This is a genomic window from Brevundimonas sp. MYb52 (assembly GCF_002979535.1).
Classification (GTDB): domain Bacteria; phylum Pseudomonadota; class Alphaproteobacteria; order Caulobacterales; family Caulobacteraceae; genus Brevundimonas.
In genome coordinates this window covers 1-21,517 of record NZ_PCPB01000010.1, presented here as the reverse complement: position 1 = coordinate 21,517, position 21,517 = coordinate 1, and the positions used below count along the sequence as shown (strand labels likewise).

26 protein-coding genes are annotated in these 21,517 nt (G+C 69.3%); 18 read left to right on the top strand and 8 right to left on the bottom strand.

Annotated features, from left to right (window positions below; all coding sequences use genetic code 11):
- Nucleotides 1-24: 24 nt before the first annotated feature.
- The gene (locus tag CQ039_RS11480) at nucleotides 25-702 is read right to left on the bottom strand and encodes a DsbA family oxidoreductase (protein WP_105562467.1); all 678 of its coding nucleotides are present in this window, start codon (nucleotides 700-702) and stop codon (nucleotides 25-27) included.
- A 142-nt stretch (nucleotides 703-844) separates the two neighbouring features.
- Here CQ039_RS11480 and CQ039_RS11475 point away from each other — a divergent pair, with 142 nt between their 5' ends.
- Both CQ039_RS11475 and CQ039_RS11470 read left to right on the top strand, forming a co-directional pair.
- A complete protein-coding gene (locus CQ039_RS11475) occupies nucleotides 845-1,780 on the top strand; it encodes a nucleoside hydrolase (protein WP_105562466.1) in 936 nt (311 codons plus the stop codon).
- On the top strand, nucleotides 1,777-2,622 hold the full coding sequence (locus CQ039_RS11470; RefSeq protein ID WP_105562465.1) for a ribokinase: 846 nt from the start codon (nucleotides 1,777-1,779) through the stop codon (nucleotides 2,620-2,622). Before CQ039_RS11475 ends, CQ039_RS11470 begins: the two co-directional genes overlap by 4 nt.
- Nucleotides 2,623-2,625: 3 nt before the next feature.
- Here the strand turns inward: CQ039_RS11470 and CQ039_RS11465 are convergent, their stop codons facing one another.
- The 3 genes from CQ039_RS11465 to CQ039_RS11455 all read right to left on the bottom strand — a co-directional run bounded on the left by CQ039_RS11465 (nucleotide 2,626) and on the right by CQ039_RS11455 (nucleotide 5,494).
- Nucleotides 2,626-3,600, bottom strand: coding sequence for a hypothetical protein (locus CQ039_RS11465; protein ID WP_105562464.1), 975 nt, complete (start codon nucleotides 3,598-3,600; stop codon nucleotides 2,626-2,628).
- Nucleotides 3,597-5,036 (bottom strand): glycosyltransferase, encoded by a 1,440-nt coding sequence (locus tag CQ039_RS11460; protein WP_233190140.1) that lies wholly within the window; start codon nucleotides 5,034-5,036, stop codon nucleotides 3,597-3,599. Before CQ039_RS11460 ends, CQ039_RS11465 begins: the two co-directional genes overlap by 4 nt.
- Before the next feature lie 251 nt (nucleotides 5,037-5,287).
- Nucleotides 5,288-5,494, bottom strand: a complete 207-nt coding sequence (locus tag CQ039_RS11455; RefSeq protein WP_233190139.1) for a hypothetical protein — start codon at nucleotides 5,492-5,494, stop codon at nucleotides 5,288-5,290.
- Between the two features lie 126 nt (nucleotides 5,495-5,620).
- On the opposite strand from CQ039_RS11455, the gene CQ039_RS11450 reads away from it, so the two are divergent.
- On the top strand, nucleotides 5,621-6,394 hold the full coding sequence (locus CQ039_RS11450; RefSeq protein ID WP_105562462.1) for a YebC/PmpR family DNA-binding transcriptional regulator: 774 nt from the start codon (nucleotides 5,621-5,623) through the stop codon (nucleotides 6,392-6,394).
- 19 nt (nucleotides 6,395-6,413) lie between these two features.
- Here CQ039_RS11450 and CQ039_RS11445 read toward each other — a convergent pair whose 3' ends face one another.
- On the bottom strand, nucleotides 6,414-7,073 hold the full coding sequence (locus CQ039_RS11445; protein ID WP_105562461.1) for a hypothetical protein: 660 nt from the start codon (nucleotides 7,071-7,073) through the stop codon (nucleotides 6,414-6,416).
- Between the two features lie 105 nt (nucleotides 7,074-7,178).
- Here CQ039_RS11445 and CQ039_RS11440 point away from each other — a divergent pair, with 105 nt between their 5' ends.
- A complete protein-coding gene (locus tag CQ039_RS11440; protein ID WP_105562460.1) occupies nucleotides 7,179-7,877 on the top strand; it encodes an MgtC/SapB family protein in 699 nt (232 codons plus the stop codon).
- Nucleotides 7,878-8,101: 224 nt separating this feature from the next.
- Entirely contained in the window at nucleotides 8,102-8,818 is a 717-nt protein-coding gene (locus CQ039_RS11435; protein ID WP_105562459.1) for an MgtC/SapB family protein, read from the top strand.
- Between the two features lie 25 nt (nucleotides 8,819-8,843).
- On the opposite strand, the gene CQ039_RS16900 is transcribed toward CQ039_RS11435, so the two are convergent.
- From CQ039_RS16900 to CQ039_RS11425, 3 genes are read right to left on the bottom strand one after another with little or no spacing between them, the layout of a single operon-like run.
- Entirely contained in the window at nucleotides 8,844-8,972 is a 129-nt protein-coding gene (locus CQ039_RS16900) for a hypothetical protein (RefSeq protein ID WP_255413086.1), read from the bottom strand.
- Nucleotides 8,969-10,204, bottom strand: coding sequence for an MFS transporter (locus CQ039_RS11430; RefSeq protein WP_105562458.1), 1,236 nt, complete (start codon nucleotides 10,202-10,204; stop codon nucleotides 8,969-8,971). The genes CQ039_RS16900 and CQ039_RS11430 overlap by 4 nt, the downstream gene beginning before the upstream one ends.
- The gene (locus tag CQ039_RS11425) at nucleotides 10,197-10,610 is read right to left on the bottom strand and encodes a MarR family winged helix-turn-helix transcriptional regulator (RefSeq protein WP_158255983.1); all 414 of its coding nucleotides are present in this window, start codon (nucleotides 10,608-10,610) and stop codon (nucleotides 10,197-10,199) included. The genes CQ039_RS11430 and CQ039_RS11425 overlap by 8 nt, the downstream gene beginning before the upstream one ends.
- Nucleotides 10,611-10,704: 94 nt before the next feature.
- On the opposite strand from CQ039_RS11425, the gene ruvC reads away from it, so the two are divergent.
- The 13 genes from ruvC to tilS form a co-directional block, all read left to right on the top strand.
- Nucleotides 10,705-11,223, top strand: coding sequence for a crossover junction endodeoxyribonuclease RuvC (ruvC, locus tag CQ039_RS11420; RefSeq protein ID WP_105562456.1), 519 nt, complete (start codon nucleotides 10,705-10,707; stop codon nucleotides 11,221-11,223).
- The gene (ruvA, locus tag CQ039_RS11415) at nucleotides 11,220-11,843 is read left to right on the top strand and encodes a Holliday junction branch migration protein RuvA (RefSeq protein ID WP_105562455.1); all 624 of its coding nucleotides are present in this window, start codon (nucleotides 11,220-11,222) and stop codon (nucleotides 11,841-11,843) included. The genes ruvC and ruvA overlap by 4 nt, the downstream gene beginning before the upstream one ends.
- Nucleotides 11,844-11,985: 142 nt before the next feature.
- Nucleotides 11,986-13,011, top strand: coding sequence for a Holliday junction branch migration DNA helicase RuvB (gene ruvB / locus CQ039_RS11410; RefSeq protein WP_105562454.1), 1,026 nt, complete (start codon nucleotides 11,986-11,988; stop codon nucleotides 13,009-13,011).
- 119 nt (nucleotides 13,012-13,130) lie between these two features.
- Nucleotides 13,131-13,532, top strand: a complete 402-nt coding sequence (locus CQ039_RS11405; protein WP_105562453.1) for a hypothetical protein — start codon at nucleotides 13,131-13,133, stop codon at nucleotides 13,530-13,532.
- Nucleotides 13,533-13,535: 3 nt separating this feature from the next.
- Nucleotides 13,536-13,982 (top strand): tol-pal system-associated acyl-CoA thioesterase, encoded by a 447-nt coding sequence (gene ybgC, locus CQ039_RS11400; RefSeq protein ID WP_105562452.1) that lies wholly within the window; start codon nucleotides 13,536-13,538, stop codon nucleotides 13,980-13,982.
- 285 nt (nucleotides 13,983-14,267) lie between these two features.
- Nucleotides 14,268-15,023 carry a protein TolQ gene (gene tolQ, locus CQ039_RS11395; RefSeq protein ID WP_105562451.1) on the top strand — a complete coding sequence of 252 codons (756 nt, stop codon included), beginning with the start codon at nucleotides 14,268-14,270 and terminating at the stop codon, nucleotides 15,021-15,023.
- Between the two features lie 3 nt (nucleotides 15,024-15,026).
- Complete coding sequence (locus tag CQ039_RS11390) at nucleotides 15,027-15,488, top strand: ExbD/TolR family protein (RefSeq protein WP_105562450.1); 462 nt, start codon at nucleotides 15,027-15,029, stop codon at nucleotides 15,486-15,488.
- Between the two features lie 4 nt (nucleotides 15,489-15,492).
- Nucleotides 15,493-16,362 (top strand): hypothetical protein, encoded by an 870-nt coding sequence (locus CQ039_RS16550; protein ID WP_146112147.1) that lies wholly within the window; start codon nucleotides 15,493-15,495, stop codon nucleotides 16,360-16,362.
- A 179-nt stretch (nucleotides 16,363-16,541) separates the two neighbouring features.
- Nucleotides 16,542-17,942, top strand: coding sequence for a Tol-Pal system beta propeller repeat protein TolB (gene tolB / locus CQ039_RS11375; RefSeq protein WP_105562447.1), 1,401 nt, complete (start codon nucleotides 16,542-16,544; stop codon nucleotides 17,940-17,942).
- Nucleotides 17,943-18,093: 151 nt separating this feature from the next.
- Nucleotides 18,094-18,648, top strand: a complete 555-nt coding sequence (gene pal, locus CQ039_RS11370) for a peptidoglycan-associated lipoprotein Pal (RefSeq protein ID WP_105562446.1) — start codon at nucleotides 18,094-18,096, stop codon at nucleotides 18,646-18,648.
- A 109-nt stretch (nucleotides 18,649-18,757) separates the two neighbouring features.
- The gene (locus tag CQ039_RS11365) at nucleotides 18,758-19,909 is read left to right on the top strand and encodes a DUF3667 domain-containing protein (RefSeq protein WP_233190138.1); all 1,152 of its coding nucleotides are present in this window, start codon (nucleotides 18,758-18,760) and stop codon (nucleotides 19,907-19,909) included.
- Between the two features lie 68 nt (nucleotides 19,910-19,977).
- The gene (locus tag CQ039_RS11360; protein ID WP_105562445.1) at nucleotides 19,978-20,820 is read left to right on the top strand and encodes a tol-pal system YbgF family protein; all 843 of its coding nucleotides are present in this window, start codon (nucleotides 19,978-19,980) and stop codon (nucleotides 20,818-20,820) included.
- A gap of 83 nt (nucleotides 20,821-20,903) precedes the next feature.
- Nucleotides 20,904-21,517, top strand: a 614-nt coding sequence (gene tilS / locus CQ039_RS11355; protein ID WP_233194707.1) for a tRNA lysidine(34) synthetase TilS, incomplete at its 3' end; no start/stop codon positions are given.

Sequence of the window (21,517 nt, the reverse complement as noted above, 5' to 3'; positions counted from 1 at the left end):
ATTCGCGGCGGCCGCCGATGCCTTCTAGAGTTCAGAAGCGATCTGCCTCAGGGCCTGTTCAAAGGCCGCCGCCGGCTGGCCGCCGCTGATCAGATACTTGCCCTCGACCACCACGGCCGGGACCGAGGTGATGCCGCGTGCGCGCCACAGGTCCTCGGCGCTGCGAACGTCCTGGGCGTAGCGGCCCGATGCCAGGACTTCGGCCGCCTCGGTCCGGTCCAGGCCGGCGGCCTCGGCGGCCCCGGTCAGGACGCCGGCGTCGGTGATGTTGCGGTTGTCGGTGAAGTGGGCGGTGAACAGGGCGCGCTTCAGGGCTTCCTGCTTGTCGGGCGCGGTCTCATGAGCCCAGTGCAGCAGGCGGTGGGCGTCGAAGGTGTTCCAGATACGGCTGTCCGGCCCCATGCGCATGTCGAAGCCGACCTCGGCGGCGCGGGCGCGGATCATCTCGCGGTTCTGGGCCGACTGTTCGGGGGTGGAGCCGTATTTGCGGCCGATATGCTCGACGATGTTCTCGCCTTCGGGCGCGATCTGCGGGTTCAGCTCGAAGGGCTGGAAGGCGATGTCGGCGGCGACGCCTTCGCCCTTCAAGGTCTCCAGCGCGGTGGTCAGCCCGCCCAGACCTACGGCGCACCAGGGACAGACCACGTCCGAAACGAAGTCGATCTTCAGGGTCTTCAGCGGGGCGGGGGCGGCGTCGGTCATGGGGGAGCGTTTCCTGGGATCTGTTATCCGCACCATATGGTGTTGCTGATCGTGGCCGCCAGCCCCCCGTTTTCATTTCTCGCCGCCCAGGGAATGACGGGCGGCGGTTGCCTCGCGCGTCGTCGCGCGGCACACCGGGACGGTGAAACAGTCTCTCATCATTGATTGCGACCCCGGCGTGGATGACGCCACCGGGTTGCTGACCGCCTTCGCCTCTCCTGCGTTCGACCTGCTGGCCGTGACCACGGTCGGGGGCAATGTCAGCGCCGAAAAGACGGCGCGCAACGCCCGTATCCTGCGCCAGATCGCTGGGCGCGAAGACGTGCCGGTCTATGTCGGGGCCGAGCGGCCCTTGCGGCGCGAGCCGGCGGGGGCGGGCGAGTTCCACGGGGCTGAGGGGCTGGGCGATCTGGAACCGTTCGAGCCGGAGGCAGCGGTCGGCGAGGGAAGCTCGGCCGAGGCCATCGTGCGGCTGGTGATGGAACGGCCCGCCGGATCGGTGGCCCTGGCCGTCATGGGGCCGATGACCAATCTGGCCCTGGCCATGCGGGCCGAGCCGGGGCTGGCGGGCCGTCTGGGGCCGGTGGTGGTCATGGGCGGGGCGCGCTCGGAGGGCGGCAACATCACGGCCAGCGCCGAGTTCAACATCTGGGCCGACCCGGATGCGGCGGCCGAGGTCTTCGCCTCGGGCTGCCGGATGATCGTCATGGGGCTGGACGTCACCCATCAGGTGCGGGCGACCGAAGAGCGGATTGCGGCCATCGAGGCCCTGCCGACCGCTTCGGCCAAGGCGTCGGCGGCCATGCTGCGCTTCTCGCAACGGATTGAGCGGGTCATCGTCGGCTGGGACGCGGGGCCGCTGCATGACCCTTGCACCGTGGCCTGGTTGTTGCAGCCGGAGCTGTTCGAACTGGCGCCGTGCCGGATCGAGGTGGAGACCGAGAGCGACCTGACCCGCGGGCATACGGCGGTGGAGTTCCGCGTGGACCAGGCGACGGCGCATCATTTCTGGGCGACCGCGGCGGACGCCGACGGGGTCTTCGCCCTGATCACGGAACGACTGGGAGCAGGGCTATGAGGATCACCGTCGTCGGGTCGATCAATCTGGACATGGTGGCGTCCGCGCCCAGCCTGCCGGCGCCGGGCGAGACGGTGACGGGGGCGAGCCTGGCCCGACACGCGGGCGGCAAGGGCGCCAATCAGGCCCTGGCGGCGCGGCGGCTGGGGGCGGACGTCAGCCTGATCGGCCGCGTCGGCGAGGACGAGATGTCGGGGGCTGCGGTGGCTCTGATGCTGGCGCACGGGGTGGATCTGTCGGGGGTCGAGACGGACATCGCGGCGCCGACGGGGGTGGCTTTGATCGCGGTCGATCCGACGGGTGAGAACCAGATCGTGGTCGCCGCCGGGGCCAATCACTTCGTCACGCCGGAACAGTTGCCGTCGCGGATCGAGACGCCGCTGATCGCCCAGCTGGAGCTGCCGATCGAGACGGTCGAGGCGGCGGTGGGCCGGGCGACGGACTTCGTCTGTGTGAACCTGGCGCCGGCCGCCCCGGTGTCGGAGGCCCTGCTGCGCCGCGCCGATCTGATCGTGGTCAATGAGACGGAGGCCGCCTTCTATGGCGAGGCCCTGCACGTCGGCGGCGGTTTGGTGGTGGTGACCAAGGGGGCGCGCGGGGCGGTGATGTACCGGCGCGGCGTCGAGATGGCCTGGGCCACGCCGCCGCGCGTCGAGGCGGTGGACGCGACCGGGGCGGGCGACGCCTTCGTCGGGGCCATCACCGTGGCTCTGCTGGATGGGATGACGCCGGATGAGGCCCTGCATTTCGCCTGCGCGGCGGGCACCCTGGCCGCGACCCGGCCCGGCGCTCAGCCATCGCTGGGGACGCGGGACGAGGTCGAGGCCCTGCTGGCGGGCTAGGCGTCAGAAGGCTCGGACGACGCCGAAATTCACCTGGCTGTAGTCGTAGGTATAGCCGCTGGCGACGGGGGTGTTGCTGTAGGTGAAGCCGGCGTTGATCGCCCATTCGCGCAGAGGCGGGCTGACGACCTGGGCGTTGAAGTAACGGGCGCTGCGCCAGTCGCCGCCGGTTTCTTTCTGCCCGCCTACGCCGGCCGCCACGACATAGCGCCAGCCGCCGTGGTAGCGGCGCACCTGCAGCACCGGCATGATCTCGAAGTAGTTCTCGGGTGAGAAGTAGTCATACTCGCCGGGATCGCTGCTGTGGAAGTAGCGGGTGCGGACCTGGGCCGAGAGGCCCCATTCCGGCTTGACCACATGGATGTAGTTCAGGCGCAGGTGGGTGCGGACGTTCGAGCCGGTGAAGTCCTGCACGCCGGCGACCACGGTGAAGTTGTTGCGGTCGTCGACCGGCAGGTCGAAGGCCCCGCCGACGAAGGTGTAGTAGACGCCTTCGTCCAGGCCGCGCGGAGTCTCCAGGATCTCGCGCTCGACGAAGTATTCCTGACGGAAGCGGGCCTCGTTGTGGACGCTGGCGGAACCCAGGACGGTGTCGCCGTCGGTGCCGACCTGGCCCTTCCACGACCAGTCGCCGGTCTTGTCGGCGAAGCGCAGATAGAGGCGCTGATCCTCGGTCGCATCGCCGCCCAGAGGCTTGAAGCGGGCGGTCTCGACGCGCAGGCCCAGGTAGTCGTCGGGGCCGCGATAGCGCCAGTCGAGATTGGCGCCGAACTTGATGACGTCGGTGTCGTCGGCGTCGGTCGAGGCGAAGACGTCCAGGCCCACGGCGTGGGCGGGCAGGAAGCCGGCGGCGGTGGTGTCGGGGTGGGCGACGCGGGCGGTCTGCTGGGCGGTCTCGGTCTGGGCGTGGGCCAGGCCGGGCAGAGCGGCCGCGAGCGCGGCGGCGGCCCCCGCAAGGACGGCGGGCAGGCGGATCATTTGGTGTCCCATTTCTTTCTCATGCCCAGCAGTTCGGCGAAGTAGCCCCAGACGCAGACCGGCTGCATCACCAGACTGTAGCCCAGGGCGTAGAAGAGGAAGCCCCCGAAGTTGCGGCGCACCTTCAGCCCCTCGCGCCGGAACATCTGACGCTGGATGCGGAAGATGAACATGTTCCACAGGGCCGCCAGCGGCAACACGGCCAGGGTCAGAGGCCCCGCGATCCAGAAGATCCCGAACAGGGCCAGCACCAGGCCGGGGATGAAGATGAAGGTGTAGACCAGGTCCAACGGCAGGAAGCACAGGTTCCACCAGATGAAGATGGTGGTCAGACGCGGCTTGAGCAGCAGGGAGCCGTGGGCCTTGAAGGCCTCGATCAGGCCGCGCGACCAGCGTTTGCGCTGCAGGGCGAACTGCTTGAATTTCGTGGGGACATTGGTGAAGGCCAGGGCGTCCTCGGCATAGCCGATGCGGTGACCCTTCTCGAGCAGGGCCCAGGAGACGACGATGTCCTCGCCCACGCATTCGGGCCAGCCGCCGACCTCTTCCAGGGCGGCGCGGGTGTAGAGGGAGAAGGCCCCCTGGGCGACCAGGGTGCCGTGATACATGGACTGCATCCGCTTCACCGCGGCGATGCCGTGGAAGTAGTCCCATTCCTGGGCGCGGGTCAGGAAGTTCTCACGCGAGTTGCGGACCATGACGGCGCCGGCGATGGCGCGCGTGTTGGGCGGGTCGGTCAGCAGGCGCTCGACGATCTGGGCCAGGCCGTCGTGGCGCACCCAGGAATCGCCGTCGATGGTGATGATCAGGTCGTGGCTGGCTTCCTTCAGGCCTCGGTTCAGCACGGCGGCCTTGCCCGCGTTGACGGGGTAGTCGAGCACACGGACGACGGCGTTGCCGGGGAAGCTCAGCTCGCGAATCGCCTGCTGCGCCAGGGCGACGGTGGCGTCGGTCGAGCCGTCGTTGAGGACCAGGATCTCGTAGTCGCCGGGATAGGTCTGGGCCGCCAGGCTGGTCAGGGTGTCGCGGATGGCCGCGGCCTCGTTATAGGCGGCGACCAGGATGCTGACGGGCGGATAGGCGGCGGGCCGAACGCGCGGCAGCCTGCGGTCGAACAGCAGGGTGCCCAGCAGAAAGGCGTTCATGAAGCCCGGCACATAGGCGATGAAGCCGATGGCGATCAGGGCGAAGGCCCAGCTGGTGATCGCCGCCAGGTCATTGAGCCAGCGCTGCGACAGCCAGATGCTGAGCGCCGTCCAGGCGAAGGCCATGACCAGGGCGAGGGTGAACTTGGCCGGCACCGAGACATAGAGGCGGCGATAGGTGCGGGCGGGCGCAGCGGGTGATGCAAGCGGCGTCTCGGCGCCGGACGTCGCGGATGGCGCGCGCAGCGCCGAGGGGCGGGGCGCTTCGTCTGGGGTCGGGATCGTCGACATCTGAAGAACGAATGCTCTATTTTCGATGCGCGAATTCTATCAGCCTATTGATTTCCAGATTGTAAAACAGTGAAATCCTGGCTGTCTCTGGCGGCGCCGAAGTTAATGGTCAAGCTTGTGGGGAGCTGATTTCGGAAATCATTGTTTCCGAATGGCGAGGCGGTTGCTTGACGGCGCAAACGAAAACGTCGCCGACGCTAGAAAGCGACGGCGACGTCTGACTGTCGGCGACTATGCCCCGTAAGGCGGGATCAGCGCTCGTCGTACTGGCGCAGCAGGAACAGGGTTCCAACGGCGGTCAGGGCGCCCAGGGCGAAGGCGGCGACGATGGAGCCGGTGGCGGCGGCGGTCGAGACCGTGACGGGGCGCTTGGCGTACCATTCGACGATCTCGCCCGCATGGGCGTGGTCGAGACCTTCGTCATAGGCGTCGTCCAGATAGGTGTCGTCGGCGGCCATCAGCGTCTCCTCGTTACAGGCCTGCGCTAAATCCCCGGCGCAGTCGGGCGGTTCCCAGTCGTGACAGAGGATCGCACATCCAGTAAAGGCCTCGCCTCACGTTTCAGAAATCTGGCAGCGAGATTCATGGCCGGCCACTCGAAATTCAAGAACATCATGCACCGCAAGGGGCGCGCCGACGCCCAGCGTTCGAAGCTGTTCTCCAAATTGTCGCGCGACATCACCGTGGCGGCCAAGGGCGGAATGCCCGATCCGGCGCTGAACCCGCGCCTGCGTCTGGCGGTCAACAACGCCAAGGCCGAAAGCCTGCCCAAGGACGTGATCCAGCGCGCCATCAACAAGGCCGCCGGCGGCGACGCCGACACGATGGAAGAGGTCCGCTACGAGGGCCGGGGCCCCGGCGGCGTCGGCATCATCGTCGAGGCCCTGACGGACAACCGCAACCGCGCGGCCTCGAACATCGGCACGGCCTTCAAGAAGAACGGCGGCGCCCTGGGCGAGATGAACTCGGTCGCCTTCATGTGGGACAAGGTGGGCAAGATCACCTATCCCGCCGAGGCTGGCACCGAGGACGCCGTCATGGAGGCCGCCATCGAGGCTGGCGCCTCGGACGTCGAGAGCGATCTGGTCAAGCCGGACATCTATGAGGACGCGCCGGGCCATACGATCTGGACCGCCTATGAGGACCTGAACGAGGTGGCCGAGGCCATGTCCAAGGTGCTGGGCGACCCGAAGTCGACCGCCATCGTGTGGAAGCCGCAGTCGGAAGTGCCGGTGACCGGCGAGGCCGTGGGCACCCTGTTCAAGCTGCTGGACGCCCTGGACGCCGAGGACGACGTGTCGTCGGTCTATTCCAACGAAGACATCTCGGACGAGGACGCGGCCAAGTACGCGGGCTGATTGTCCCTGAGCCTGTCGCCTAGCGGGGGCAGGTCTCCATCCAGTCCTGATCCGGCTCGGCGGTCCTGAGGTCGCCGAGCGTCGGGATGTTGCGCTCGGCGTCGGCGGTGACCGTGAGGTAGGACAGGGCCGAGGCCGTCGGGGCTTCGCGCCGATAGACGCGGAGCGCAAAGGGCGCATGGCCGGGCGCTTCGACGCGCCAGACGCTCTCGCCTTCGCCGGCCCCATAGGCGTAGCAGCCGATCGGATCGACGCTGGCGCCGCGCACCTTCAGAGCCTCGACCGGATCATAGGGCACGGGTTCGCCCGTCGCCGACCAGTTGAAGATGATCCGCGTCGTCGGCATGCGCGTGACCTCGACATTTAGGCCGGCCAACTGGCCCTCGGTCGGCGAGCGCCAGCGGACCAAGGCGGCCCGCGCCCGCACGTCGGCAGGGTCGAGCGCTGACGGCGTGTCGGCGACGAAGATCGACAGGATGGCGTCGAGCATGGGGTTGGAGCGGGTGACGCTGGGCCATTTCTCGGCGCAGGCGGCGTCCGCCCAGTTCCCGGCGTCGGGGGCGGCGGCCAGGGTTTCGGCGCGGCAGCGGTCCAGGAACTGGCCCTGGGTTTCCTGTGCGGCGGCGGGCGCGGCGGCGGACAGGCAGGCCAGAGAAGCAACGAACAGGGCGGCGCGCATGGCGACTTCCTTTCGGCGATCGCGGATCGACGAAGGGTGCGCCCGATGTCAGATCGGGGCAAGCGCTGCGGCGGAACAGGCCGCCGGGCTGACCGTTGCCGTGACATGACCCTGACCGAGATCGAGAGCTTCGCCCTGCCGATCCTGGGCGCCGTCGCGGCGGGCGGGCTGATCGGGTTCGAGCGCGAGTGGCGCGGCCGGGCGGCGGGGTTTCGCACGCATATCCTGGTCAGCCTGGCCTCGGCCCTGCTGATGCTGGCGGCCATGGGGCAGGCGGACTGGGCGTTCCGCGCCCTGCCCGACGAGAACATCGTCACGGACCCGACGCGGATGGCGCACGGCGTGCTGACGGGCATCGGCTTTCTGTGTGCGGGGGTGATTTTCCGCACCGGGTTTTCCATCCACGGCCTGACGACGGCGGCGAGTCTGTGGATCACCTCGGCCATAGGCCTGTTGTTCGGGGCGGGGCTGTTCACCCTGGGCGTGGTCGGGACGGTGACGACGGGGCTGATCCTGGTGGCCCTGCGACTGGTCAGCGTGCGGCTGCCGGCGCGGGTGCTGACCGATGTGGAGGTGCGCTGGCGCCGCGACGGTCCGTCGCCCGAGGCTGAGGTCGAGGCGGCGTTGAAGGTAATCGACCCGACGCCGCGCCATGACCGCTTCGAGCTGATCGACGGCGGGGCGACGGTGCGGCGCAGCTGGCGCATCAAGGCCGGGAGCGAGGCCGAGCTGAAGGCGCTGGCGGCACGGCTGTGCGCCCTGCCGGGGGTGACGGACTATGTGCTGGACCCGCGGGATGATTGAGCGACGCGGCCCTCTCCCTCCCCTTCATGGGGAGGGTGGTCGCGCAGCGACCGGGTGGGGAGGGCGAGGCACGGAACGCGGGGCTCGGTGTGCCGAAGCGCCACCACCCGTCTTCGCCTTTCAGGCTCAGCCACCCTCCCCATGAAGGGGAGGGAGAAGGATGGCTTGCTGCAAGAAGCGGCGCGGTCCACGGTGGGCGGTCCTGTGCAGCTTGAGGTTCGGACATGACGGTGGATTGGGCGTTGGACGGAGGGCTGGATTGGGCCTTGATCGCCCCCGTGGCGGCGGCGATGGTCGCGGGCGGGCTGATCGGGATCGAGCGGACCTATCACGGGCATCCGGCCGGGTTCCGCACCCATATCCTGGTCTGCATGACGTCCTGCGTGCTGATGCTGGCGGCCATGCATCAGGCGACCTGGGCCTTTGTCGCCTTGCCGGATCAGAGGCTGGTGATCGACCCAACGCGGATGTCGCACGGCATCCTGACGGGCATCGGTTTCCTGTGCGCCGGGGTCATCTTCCGGGAGGGTTTCTCGGTGCACGGCCTGACCACGGCGGCCTCGTTGTGGACCACCTCGGCGGTGGGGGTCATGTTCGGCATCGGCATGTGGGACCTGGGCCTGATCGCGGGGGGCGCGACCCTGCTGGTGCTGGCCATCCTGAGATTCCTGGACGCCCGCCTGCCGCACGTCGGGGTGGTGGATGTGACCCTGCGTTGGGCGCGCGGCGAGGCGCCGGGGGAAGGGGTCCTGCGCGGCCTGCTGGCGGACAGCGGTCTGAAGCCGGTGCGCGTCGGCCATGTGGTCAGCCACGACGGCCAGATCCACGAACACCACATCAAGGCGCGCGGCCCCATGCCCCTGCGGGTCGACGACCTGTCGGCGCGGCTGGCGCAGCAGGGCGGCTTGGCCGGTTTCTCGGTCATGCCCAGGGACGACTAAGGGGACGATTGAGGCGGCCGTTCCTCTACATGCAGAAGGCGATGGCGGCGTCGAGCCAGACGGCGAGGCCGTGACGGCTCCACAGCCAGCCGCCCAGGGCGACGAGTGCGATCAGCGCCACAAGGCTGCAGCCGATGGCGAGACGGCGGCTCATTCGGCCGGGACCGTTGAGGCGCGCAGGATCGGCGCCTCGCGCACCGGGACATTGGCCAGGGCGGCCATGACGGCCAGGCCGATGGAGATGATCCAGATCGCGCCGTAGGAGCCGGTGGCGTCAAAGGCCACGCCCGCCAGCCAGGCGCCGAGAAACGCGCCGACCTGATGGCTGAGGAAGACGATGCCGGCCAGGGCCGACAGGTGACGCACGCCGAAGATCTGGGCCACCAGACCATTGGTCAGGGGCACGGTGCCCAGCCACAGGAAGCCGAAGGTCGCGGCGAAGATCAGGGCGCTGGCCGGCGACAGCGGGACCAGCAGGAAGACGGCGATGGCCACGGCGCGTGAGGCGTAGAGCAGGGTGAGCAGGCCCTTCTTCGACCCCTTGGAGCCCCAGGCGCCCCAGAGCCAGGAACCGAGTATGTTGAACAGGCCGATCAGGGCCAGGGAGGCGGCGCCGACCCCGCCGGACAGGCCCATGTCGCGCAGGTAGGCGGGCAGGTGGGTGCCGACGAAGGCGACGTGGAAGCCGCAGACGAAAAAGCCGAGGTTGAGCAGGGCGTAGCTGGGGTTGGTCAGGGCCTCCTTCAGCGCCGCCTTGAGCGGCAGGCCGTCGCGGGCGTCGGCGACGGGGGGCTTGCCCGCCACGCCCAGGGCCAGGGGAATGATCAGAGCGACCAGGCCGCCTAGGACGAACAGGGTGACGCGCCAGTCCAGGGCGTCGAGCATCCCCTGCGCCGCCGGCACCACCAGGAACTGGCCGAAGGAGCCGCCAGCGGTGACGATGCCGAAGGCCAGGGTGCGCTTTTCGGGCGGGACGGCGCGGCCGACGGCGCCCAGAACCACCACGAAGGTCACGCCCGCCATCGACAGGCCGACCATGACGCCGAAGCCGAGCATGAGGCCGAGCGCATCGGCCGCCGTCGCCGCCACGGCCAGGCCGGCCAGATAGACCAGGGCGCCGCCGACCGCGACCTTGCCGGCGCCGTGCTTGTCGGCCCAGGCGCCGACAAAGGGCTGGATCAGGCCGAACAGCAGGTTCTGGGCGGCGATGATCAGGCCAAAGGTCTGGCGATCGATCTCCAGATCCAGACCGATGGGGTTCAGGAACAGACCGAAGGCCTGGCGCACGCCCATCGACAGGGTGACGATCACCGCCCCGGTCAGGATCATGATCCAGGCGCGGCGCGACAGGCCGGAAGCGGGGGCCGGGGAAGCGGCGTCAGACATCGGTTTCAAGCTCGCTCAACAGGTCGATCAGGGCCGCTTCGCGCGGGCCGAGCAGGGCGGCGACGCGGGTCTGGGCGGTGGTCCAGTGCGGCAGGGCGTCGGCCAGCTTCTGCACGCCCTCGGGGGTCAGGCTGAGGGTCTGGCCGCGCGCGCCGGGCGCGGCCTCGGCGATGACCCACCCCTGACGGATCAGCGGCTGAAGGGTGCGCCACAGGGCGCTTTTCTCGTGAAGCGTGGCCTCGGCCAGATCGACCAGGCGCGAGGGGCCGAGGCGCGCCAGGGTCCGTAGCACCGCGAACTGGTTGATGTTCAGCCCGACGTCCGTCAGCGCCTCGTCATAGAAGCGCGACAGGGTGCGCGAGGCGCGGCGCAGGCGACCGCAGATGCAGGGAGAGGTGACATCCATTGCGTATGCAAAGCACGCCTTCATTGCATACGCAATGCGAAAGGCGAGGCGTGCGGTCATTGTTCGCTAACCCTCTTTGGGGCAATAGGAACGGATGGCGAACGAAACGACTCGCATCCTGGGGCTGGACCCCGGCCTGCGCCGCACCGGCTGGGGCGTGATCGAAAGCGAGGGCAGCCGCCTGCGCTGGATCGCGCACGGGGTGGCGGCCCCGCCGGAGAAGGCGCCCTTTCCCGAACGGCTGCTGCATCTGCTGGAGGAGGTGGGGTCGATCTGCGCCGCCTATTCCTGTGACGAGGCGGCGATCGAGGAGGTTTTCGTCAACATGAACGGGGCCTCGACGTTGAAGCTGGGCCATGCGCGGGCGGCGGTCATGCTGGCCCCTGCAAGAGCGGGCTTGAGCGTGGCGGAATATGCGCCCAGCCTGGTCAAGAAGGCCGTGGTCGGGGCGGGGCAGGCGGACAAGAGCCAGGTGGCCTTCATGATCAAGCGGCTGCTGCCCGCAGCGGGGGATGTGAAGGCGGATGCGGCGGATGCGCTGGCCGTGGCCATCACCCATGCGCATCATCGGCGGAGTTTGAGTTTGAATGCGAGCCTGAGGGGCGCGGCATGATCGGGCGTCTTAGAGGCGTGCTGGCCGAGGTCGGGGAGGCGGAATGCCTGATCGACTGCGGCGGGGTGGGCTATGTGGCGACCTGCGGGGCGCGGACCCTGGGGCGTCTGCCGGCGCCGGGCGACGAGACGACCCTCTATATCCATAGCCAGTGGAGCGAGGACGCGGGGCCGCGGCTCTATGGCTTCCTGTCGCGCGACGAGCGCCGGGCCTTCACCGTGTTGCTGGCCATTCAGGGCGTGGGGCCGAAGGCGGCGCTGAGCGTGCTGGACGTCCTGCCGCCGGGCGAACTGGCCAGCGCCGTGGCGCGTGAGGACAAGGCGGCGGTCGGCCGCGCCAACGGCGTGGGGCCGAAGCTGGCCCTGCGCATCGTCACTGAGTTGAAGGGCAAGGCTTTGGGCGACGGGCATTTCGCTCCGAACGCGCCGGGCGTTCACGCCGAGGTCGCCGCCGCTCCGCCGCCGCCGAGCGTGACGGGCGAGGCGGTCGCGGCCCTGCTGGGGCTGGGCATAGCCGAGGTCAATGCGCGTCGGGCCGTGGATCAGGCGCTGATAAGGCTGGGCGACGAGGCGGAGCTGTCGGCGGTGATCCGCGCGGCGCTGCAGGAGTTGGGGCGGTGAGGGTTTTCCAATCGCCGTCATCCTCGGGCCGCGCAGCGGACCCGGGGACCCAGACGTCTGAAGTTCGCGGGCCGTCGAACGGCCTGGGTCCCCGGGTCGCCCTGCGGGCGCCCGAGGATGACGGCAGAGGGCAGGGCGTCGCATGGAACGGGTGATCTCAGGCGACGCCGCGCCCGGCGAGCAGCACGACCGCGCGCTGCGGCCCCAGACCCTGTCCGAGTTCGTCGGCCAGTCGGCGGCCAAGGGTAATCTGAAGGTCTTCATCGATGCGGCGCGCGGGCGGTCCGAGGCGCTGGATCACGTCCTGCTGTTCGGGCCGCCCGGTCTGGGCAAGACGACGCTGGCGCAGATCGTGGCGCGCGAATTGGGCGTGGGCTTTCGGGCCACCTCAGGCCCGATCCTGGCCAAGGCGGGCGATCTGGCGGCCATCCTGACCAATCTGGAGCCGCGCGACGTCCTGTTCATCGACGAGATCCACCGGATGTCGCCGCTGGTCGAGGAGATCCTCTATCCGGCGATGGAGGACCACGTGCTGGACCTGATCATCGGCGAGGGGCCGTCGGCGCGCAGCGTGCGCATCGATCTGGCGCCCTTTACCCTGGTCGGGGCGACGACGCGGGCGGGGCTTCTGGCCACGCCGCTGCGGGATCGGTTCGGCATTCCGCTGCGGCTTGAGTTCTATACGCCCGAGGAACTGACGGCGGTGATCCGGGGGGCGGCGCGCAAGATGGGCGCGGCCATCACCGAGGACGGAGCCATGGAGATCGCGCGTCGGGCGCGGGGCACGCCACGCATCGCCGGGCGTCTGTTGCGCCGGGTGCGCGACTTCGCCGACGCCGAGGGGGGCACGATCGACCGGCTGGCGGCGGCGCGGGCGCTGGCGCGGCTGGAGGTCGATGAGCAGGGGCTGGACAGCCTCGACCGGCGTTTCCTCAAGGCCCTGATCGAGAACTATGGCGGCGGGCCGGTGGGGATGGATACGTTGGCGGCGGCGATCGCCGAGGCGCGCGACGCGGTCGAGGACGTGATCGAGCCCTATCTGCTGCAGCAGGGCTTCATCATGCGCACCCCGCGCGGACGGGTGGCCTGCGCCAAGGCCTATGAGCATCTGGGGCTGACGGCGCCGCAGGTTCAGCCCGCCCCGCCGCCGGACCTGTTCGGGAAGTAGGGACGTCAAACGCGACGCCTCCCCCTCCACATGAAGGGGGGGAGAAGGCGCTAGTCATTCGCAAAAGGGCTTCACCCGTTCTTCAAACCCGGCCATGCTGCTCGTGAAGGGAGACAGCGATGGCGCGAGGCGGGATCGGGACGGACCAGAAGATCGCCGTGCTGGGCGTGGCGGTGCTGCTGCTTGGCGCCTTGAGTCTGTTCGCCCTGAACCAGGGCGCGCGCTTCGGACCGACGCAGGCGAGCCCGGCGGAACGGGCCTTGACCCAGGTCAAGGCGCAGATGGGGCCGACCGCCGAGGTGCGCTATCTGGAAAACGGCAAGCGTCGCGCCGTTTGCGGCTACGCCGGGATCGCGGGCGAGAAGCGGGCGGTGGCCTTTGTCTCGCGGCCCAACCGCATCCTGATGGGCGACGATCCCCTGGGGGCCGAGTTCGCGGACATGAAGGCCGAGTTCTGTCCGGGCTTCAATGCGGCGGCGCCGGCCGCTAAGGCCTCGGCGACGACTTCCGTTCAGGGCTGACCCATGACCGATCTTCCCACCGCCGGCCGCTTTGACGGGCAGGATCACCTGCTGCCGGTGCGGGTCTATTACGAGGACACCGACTTCACCGGTCTGGTCTATCACGCCAACTATGTGCGGTATTTCGAGCGGGGGCGGTCGGACTTCCTGCGGGTGGCGGGGGTGGGCCATGTCGAGTTGCTGGAGCAGGACGAGCCGCTGGCCTTTGTCGTTTCGGACCTGGCGATCAAGTATGTGAAGCCGGCGCGGATCGACGACGCCCTGGTGGTGCGGACCCGCTATGAGGCCATCAAGGGGCCGCGCCTGATCATCCGTCAGACGGTCGAGCGCGACGGCGAGGTCTTGTGCCGGGCCGATGTGACGGCGGTCTGCATCCATCTGGACGGACGGCCGCGACGGCCGACCAAGCGGCTGGTCGAACTGGTGACGCCCTGGCTGTCGGGGGACTGACTTTCCTCCCTGTCGCGCAGCGATGGGGAGGTGGATCGGCGGCGTAGCCGACGAGACGGAGGGGGCGTCTCGACGTCTGCCCTCAGCGCCGCCCCCTCCACCACTGCGTGGTCCCCCTCCCCATGAAATGGGGAGGAAAGAATGCTGAAGCTTCGCAATAACGAGGTTGTCAGACGCAGCCCCCGTGACGTGAAGGCCGACGCCCGTTAGACCCGCCGCCATGAAACCGCCACGTCCGCCCGCTCGATAAGGGCTGACGACACCGGACCCATCCAAGGACGCCGCATGACCCCGCCCGCCGACGCCTCGCTGCTGAATCCCATCGAGCTGTTCATGACCGCCGACTGGGTGGTGAAGACGGTCATGATCGGCCTGGCCGCGGCCTCGGTCTGGTCCTGGACCATCATCATCGACAAGGCGGTGCGTTTCGCCCGCATGAACGCCCGCGCGACCGAGTTCGAAAAGCAGGTCGAGAGCGGCCGCTCGCTGGAAGACGTGGCGGCGCAGGCCGGGGCCCAGCCGGTCGATCCCCTGCCGCGCATGCTGGTGTCGACCCTGCAGGACTGGCGCGAGGCGCGTTCGCGCGGGGCCATGACGGACACGCAAGGAAACATGCTGATCGCCCGCATCGACCGGGCGCTGGACTCGGTCATCGCCCGCGAGAGCCAGAAGATCGAGAACGGTCTGGGCGTCCTGTCGGTGGTGGCCACCGCCTCGCCCTTCATCGGCCTGTTCGGCACCGTCTGGGGCATCATGAACGCGTTCGATCGCATCGCCGCGGCGGGCAACACCAATCTGACGACCGTGGCCCCGGCGATCGCCGAGGCCCTGTTCGCCACGGCCATCGGTCTGGCGGCGGCCATCCCGGCCTATATCGCCTTCAACGCCTTCTCGGTGTCGGCGGGCAAGTTCACCGGGCGTTTGGAAGCCTTTGCCGACGACCTGCAGTCGGCCATCGCCCGTCGTCTGGGCGCGCCCTCGGCTCCGCCGCCGCCGCCCCCGCCGCCTTCGGCTGACCTGAACCTGCGTCGGGGCGCCTGATCCATGGCCATGGGTGGAGGAGGCGGAAGCTCGGGCGGGCGCGGTCGTCGCCGCGCGCGCAAGCGTCCCTTGAGCGAAATCAACGTCACGCCGCTGGTCGACGTCATGCTGGTGCTGCTGATCATCTTCATGATCTCGGCGCCGCTGCTGACGGTCGGCGTGCCGGTGGAACTGCCCAAGACCGAGGCCAGCGCGGTCGAGACAAGCGACAAGCCGATCACGGTCTCGATCGACAAGGACGGAGCCATCTTCATCGGCGAGGGCGAGGTCCGCTGGGAGAACCTGGCGATCCGTGTGGCCGAAGAGGGCGGCGACAAGGCGCGCGACAAGGCCGTCTTCATCCGCGCCGACGGCCGGGCCCCCTATCAGGCCGTGGCCCGCGTGATGGCGCGCCTGTCGGCCTCGGGCTTCACCAAGCTGAACCTGATCACCGACACGGCCGCTGACGAGACGGCGGGGGGCTGATCGCTTGCGTCGGCCCAGTCCCGCCATTGTCGGATCTCTTGCGCTGCACGCCGGCGTGGTCGCGCTCGCCCTGGTGTCGTGGACGTCGAAGGACGAGCCCAAGCCGCTGGTGAACTCGGTGCCGGTGTCGATCGTCTCGGACATCGAGATCGCCGCCGCGCCTGCGGACAATCCGCAGCCCGAGCCCTCGCTCGAGGATGGGGCCACCGCTCCGGTCGAGACCCCGCCCGAGCCGGTCCCGCCGGAGCCGACGCCGGTCCCGCCGCAGCCTGCGCCGCGCCCGACCCCGCCGGCGCCGCGTCCCACGCCGAGGCCGCCGGAAAAGGCCCCCGCGCCGCGCCCGACGCCCACGCCTGCGCCGACGCCGCGCCCTACGCCGCCGCGACCGGCCCCGACCCCGCCTGAGAAGGCGGCCCCGCGGCCCACGCCGCCGCGCCCCAACCCGACGCCGCCGCGCCCGGCGCCCAGGCCCGCGCCGGGTCTGGACCTGGACGCCCTGGCCGGCCCGCCGCGCCAGACGCCGAACCGGGGCCGTCCGGCGCCGGGTCAGCAGGGGGCGGGGACCGCCTCGCGCGCCACCGGCCCGCAACTGGCCGCCTTGGGCGGCCAGGTGACGCCGAACTGGAACCTGAACTGCGACATGCCGGGGATGGATGAACTGGTGATCCGGGTGACGGTGCGCTTGAGCGCCGACGGCGACATCATCGGGTCGCCGCGCCTGCAGGATACGCGCAGCGATCCGACCTGGCGGGCGGCGTCGGAGGCCATGTTGCGGGCCTTGCGCGCGACCTCGCCGTTTACGGTGCCTGCCGGATTTCAGGCGCAAGAGGTGCCCTTCCGGTTTGAAACCGCGCGTCAGTGCGGGGGACGGTAGGGCTGGCCGACCCTGCGATCCTGCCTTGCGAAGCGGGGGAGGAGGAGGATTGCGGGGAGGTGGGGCTAAAGTCTGAAAGTCGCCCCATTCCGGGGCAAGCTTGTCTTTCACAAGCTGGTTTTTGTCATACGGTCTGGCGATAAGGACCGACGATCCGTCCAACTCCGGGAGTTCTTCTCATGCGTCTGCACCTTCTCCTCGCCTCGGCTGCTGCGGTCGTGATGGCGGCCCCGGCGATGGTTCAGCCGGCGTCGGCCCAGACTCAGTCTCTGACCCAGCCCCAAGCGACGGCGACCGCCGCGCCGATGCAGGACGTAGTGGTGGACGAGGGCGTGCTGCGGCCGTTGCAGATCGCGGTGGTGCCCTTCACCGGGCAGAACGGGCCGCAGATTTCCAACGTCATCAGCGGCAACCTGAAGCGCTCGGGCTTCTTTGACCCGCTGAACCCGGCCAGCTTCATCGAGACCGGGCTGACCCTGGCCAATGCGCCCAACTTCCCCCAGTGGACGACCATCGGGGCGCAGGCGGTGCTCTACGGCGGGGTGACGCCGCGCGCCGACGGGCGGGTGGACGTGGGCTTCCGCCTGTATGACCCCTATCGCCAGTGCCAGCTGGTCAGCTATCAGTTCACCGCCACCAGCGAACAGTGGCGCCGCATCGCCCACAAGATTTCCGACGTCATCTATCAGCGCATGACGGGCGAGGCGGGCTTCTTTGATTCGCGCGTCCTGTTCGTGTCCGAGAGCGGCACGCAGTTGAACAAGCTGTCGCGTCTGACCATCGTCGATCAGGACGGCTACAACCCGGTCTTCCTGACCCAGGGCGACGAGATCATCATGTCGCCGCGCTTTTCGGCGTCCAACCCGGACGAGGTCACCTATGTGGCCCTGGGCAAGGATTATAGCCGCATCTACCTCTACAACCTGTCGACCGGACGCCGCGAAAGCCTGGGCGAGTTCGACGGTCAGGTCCTGGCCCCGCGCTTCTCCAACGACGGCAACAAGATCGCCTTTTCGATCATCCGCGGCGGCAACACCGACGTCTATGTGATGAACCTGCGGACGCGTCAGCTGTCGCGTCTGACCAGCGACCCCGGCATCGACACCTCGCCCTCGTTCAGCCCCGACGGCAACCAGATCGTCTTCACCTCGGACCGTTCGGGGTCGGCGCGGCTTTACACCATGCGCTCGGACGGATCGGGTCAGCGGCCGATCAGCCGCGGCGGCGGCATCTACACCGCCCCGGCCTGGAGCCCGCGCGGCGACATGATCGCCTTCACCAAGCAGTCGGGCGGCCGTTTCCATATCGGGGTGATGAAGTCGGACGGGACGGGCGAGCGCACCCTGTCGTCCAGCTATTTCGAGGAAGGTCCGTCCTGGGCGCCGAACGGCCGCTACATCGCCTTTGCGCGCCAGAGCCCCGGCGGCGACACCCGTCTGTGGACCGTGGACCTGTCGGGCCGGGTGGTGTCGCAGGCGGGTTATGACGGACGCGGTTCAGACCCGGCCTGGTCGGGTCTGCTGGACGCCCCGCCGGTCAATCTGGGCATCGGCCAGGGCGCGGATTCCTGCCCGGCCTAGCCGTTTACGGCTTCGTGAGATCACGAGCGGAGCCATTCCCATAAACTGTGCGTTATCGCGTCTGGCGCGACGCGGCGCCGCAGTCTAGCTGACCTTCGATATAGCCAAGCTTGAGGCCGCCGTCCTCAGACCGAAACAAGGAGACGACCCGATGAACACTTCGACCCTGATCAAGCTGGCGACTGTCAGCGCCGCCGTCGCCGCCCTGGCGGCCTGCGCCCCCAAGCCCAAGGTCGAGCCGGCCGTGCCGGTCGAACCGACCCAGCCGACCGCGCCGCAATATCCGACCGCCCCGACCGGCCCTGTGACCGGCGGCAATGTCGGCGCGCCGATGCCCGGTTCGGAGCAGGACTTCGTCGTCAACGTCGGCGACCGCGTCTATTTCGATCTGGACAGCTATTCGGTGCGCCCCGAAGCCCAGCCGCGTCTGGACGCCCAGGCCGCCTGGCTGGCCCGCTATCCGCAGGTCACGGTCCGCATCGAAGGCAATGCCGACGAACGCGGCACGCGTGAATACAACCTGGCCCTGGGCGCGCGCCGCGCCGAGGCTGTCCGCACCTATCTGATCCAGCGCGGCGTGCCGGCGGCCCGCATCGACACCATCAGCTTCGGCAAGGAGCGTCCGATCGTGGAAGGCTCGAACGAGAGCGCCTGGGCTCAGAACCGTAACGCCCACACCGCCATCGTGTCGGGTGCGCCGCGCTAAGCACGGCGGAAGCGACTGAATGACGGGAGGCGTCGGCTTTGCAGCCGGCGCCTCTTTTCTTTGAGGGCGTAGCGGATCAAAGTCCGCGCCGAATCCGGGGGGAGTTTGCGTGATTGATCTGGAAGCAGCGGGCGGCGCCATGACGGGCGGCATCATCGCGGGCGCTATCGAAAAGCCGACGGGGCAGGCCGGGGACCATCATTCGACCTGCGCCGACTGCGGGGCGGAGGTCAGCGGCAACTTCTGTTCCAACTGCGGTCAGGCGGCGCACGTGCACCGCACCCTGCTGCACCTGGGCGAGGAGCTGCTGCACGGAGTCATGCACTTTGACGGGCGTTTCTGGCGCACCCTGCCGCTGCTGATCGTCAATCCTGGCCGGCTGACGCGCGAGTGGGTGCAGGGCAGGCGGACACGCTACGTCTCGCCCCTGGCCATGTTCCTGTTCACCCTGTTCGTCATGTTCTTCGCGCTGAGCTTCATGCCGCATTCGGAGGTGAAGCTGCAGGGTCTGCCGGAACAGATCGCCGCCCAGCGCGAGGCGATCACCGAGGCCGAGCAGGTCGTCGTCGCCGCCCAGAAGGAGGTCGACGCGGCCGTCGCGGCGATGGAGCCCGCCGACGGCGCGCCCCCGGCGCCCAACAGCGGCGCGCGGGCCGGGGTCGCCGCCGGGGTTCTGGCCGCCGCCCAGGCCGGGGTGATCAGCGAGAAGTCCAAGCTGGAGCGGCTGGAGCATGACGCCGTCGAGGGCCGCAAGGACGGCCTGTCGCCCGGCAGCTGGCAGGCCCAGGTGGCCGACATCGCCTCGGACGTGGGGCAGGACGGGAACGCCAACGGCCTGACCAAGACCGTGGCCAAGAAGCTGAAGAACCCGGACCTGGCGCTCTACAAGCTGCAGCAGACCATCTACAAGTTCGCCTTCCTGCTGGTGCCGCTGTCGATCCCGTTCGTGGCCCTGATGTTCCTGTGGAAGCGGGGGTTCACCCTGTATGATCACGGGGTTTTCGTTCTCTATTCGCTGACCTTCATGTCCCTGCTGCTGATGGTGGTGGTGGTCCTGGCGACGACGGTGAAGGGGGCTGGACCGGCTGCGGGGCTGATCGCCAGCCTGGTCGTGCCGGTGCACATGTTCGCTCAGTTGAAGGGCGCCTACAGCTTGAAGATCTTCTCGACCCTGTGGCGGACCATTGCCCTGGTGATCTTCTGCGAGATCGCCGCGACCCTGTTCATCGTGTCGATCATCTATCTGGGGCTGGGACACTGATCGCGGCCGCGATCTTGACCCTGAACTTGGCCTTGCGAGCGCCGCAAATCGGTGGGACGACTTGAGACATGCTGAAGCTGCCTTTTTCCAAATCCGCCGCCATGACGGCCATCGGTCTGACCCTGATCGGGGGCGCGGTCGTGGCTCAGACCGTGCCGATGGAGCCCGTCCAGTGGGACAAGCGCCGTCTGGACCAGCTGGACCGCAACGTCCGCCGTCTGGAGCGCGCCCTGACGCAGAGGAACGCCGCCGGCCAGCCGGTTCTGGTCGAGCCTGACCCCGAGGTCGTGGCCATGCAGGGCCAGCTGCAGATCATGGATCGGCGCCTGTCGGATCTGGAGCAGACCTTCCAGCGGGTAAACGCCGACAGTGAGCGCCTGACCTTCCAACTGGACGAGGCGACGCGCGACAACGCCGCCCTCAGCCGTCGTCTGCGCGACCTGGAAGGCCGGGTCGAGCGGGCCGAGAAGGCCGCCGAGGAAGAGGCCGAACTGAACGGGCCGATCACGGCCAACTCGCCGACCGGCGATGCGGCTCAGGACCTGACGGCGGCGCTGCGCCTGCTGGGGACCGACGGGCCGCGCGGGCAGCGGGCGCTGGAGACGGTCATCGTCACCTGGCCCAATACGCCGCAGTCGCGAGAAGCCAGCAGCCGTCTGGGCGACCTGCACGTCGCGGCGCGCGACAACGCCGCCGCCGTGCCCGCCTACGCCGCCGCCCTGAACGGCTGGCCGCGCACGCCCTGGGCGCCCGAGACGACGCTGAAGCTGGCCGAGGCCCTGCGCGCCACCGACCGGGCCACCCAGGCCTGCGGCGCTCTGAACGAGTTCACCCGCCGCTACGCCGACACGGCCACGGCGGCGCAGAAGACCCGCGCCACGCAACTGCGCACGCGGGCGAGCTGCAACTGACGCCAGACGACGCCGGCGGCCTGACCGGTCGGGTCTTCGCCCGGCTGGATGGGCGGCTGGACCCGGAACGGGCTGAGCCCATTGTGCTGGCCCTGTCGGGCGGCGGCGATTCGGTCGCCCTGCTGCACCTGGCGGCGGACTGGGCCAGGGCGCGGGGGCGGCGGCTGCTGGCCCTGACGGTGGATCACAATCTCAACGCCATGAGCGCGGACTGGACCCGGTTCGCGGGCGAAGCGGCGCGCGCGGTCGGGGCCGACTGGCGAGGGCTGAGCTGGGATGCGCCCCAGGCCGGGCCGGGGCTGACGGCGCGGGCGCGGGCGGCGCGGCATGGGCTGATCGCCGAGGCGGCGCGGGCGGCCGGGGCGGGCGTCGTGCTGATGGCGCATACGCTTGATGATGCAGCCGAGGCCGACTGGATGCGGGAACGCGGCGCGACCCTGGGGCGGGTGCGCGAGTGGTCGCCGTCGCCGGTCTGGCCCGAAGGGCGGGACCTGATGCTGCTGCGCCCCCTTCTGGACGAGCGACGCGAGGGGTTGCGGGGCTATCTGCGGGCACGGGGACAGGACTGGGTCGAGGACCCCGCCAACGCCGATGAACGGTTCGGCAGGAGCCGGGCGCGGGCGGCTTTGGCGGATGCAAATGATGAAGCCCTCCCCCTCGAGGGGGGAGGGCTTCATCATTTGCATCCGCCAAAGCC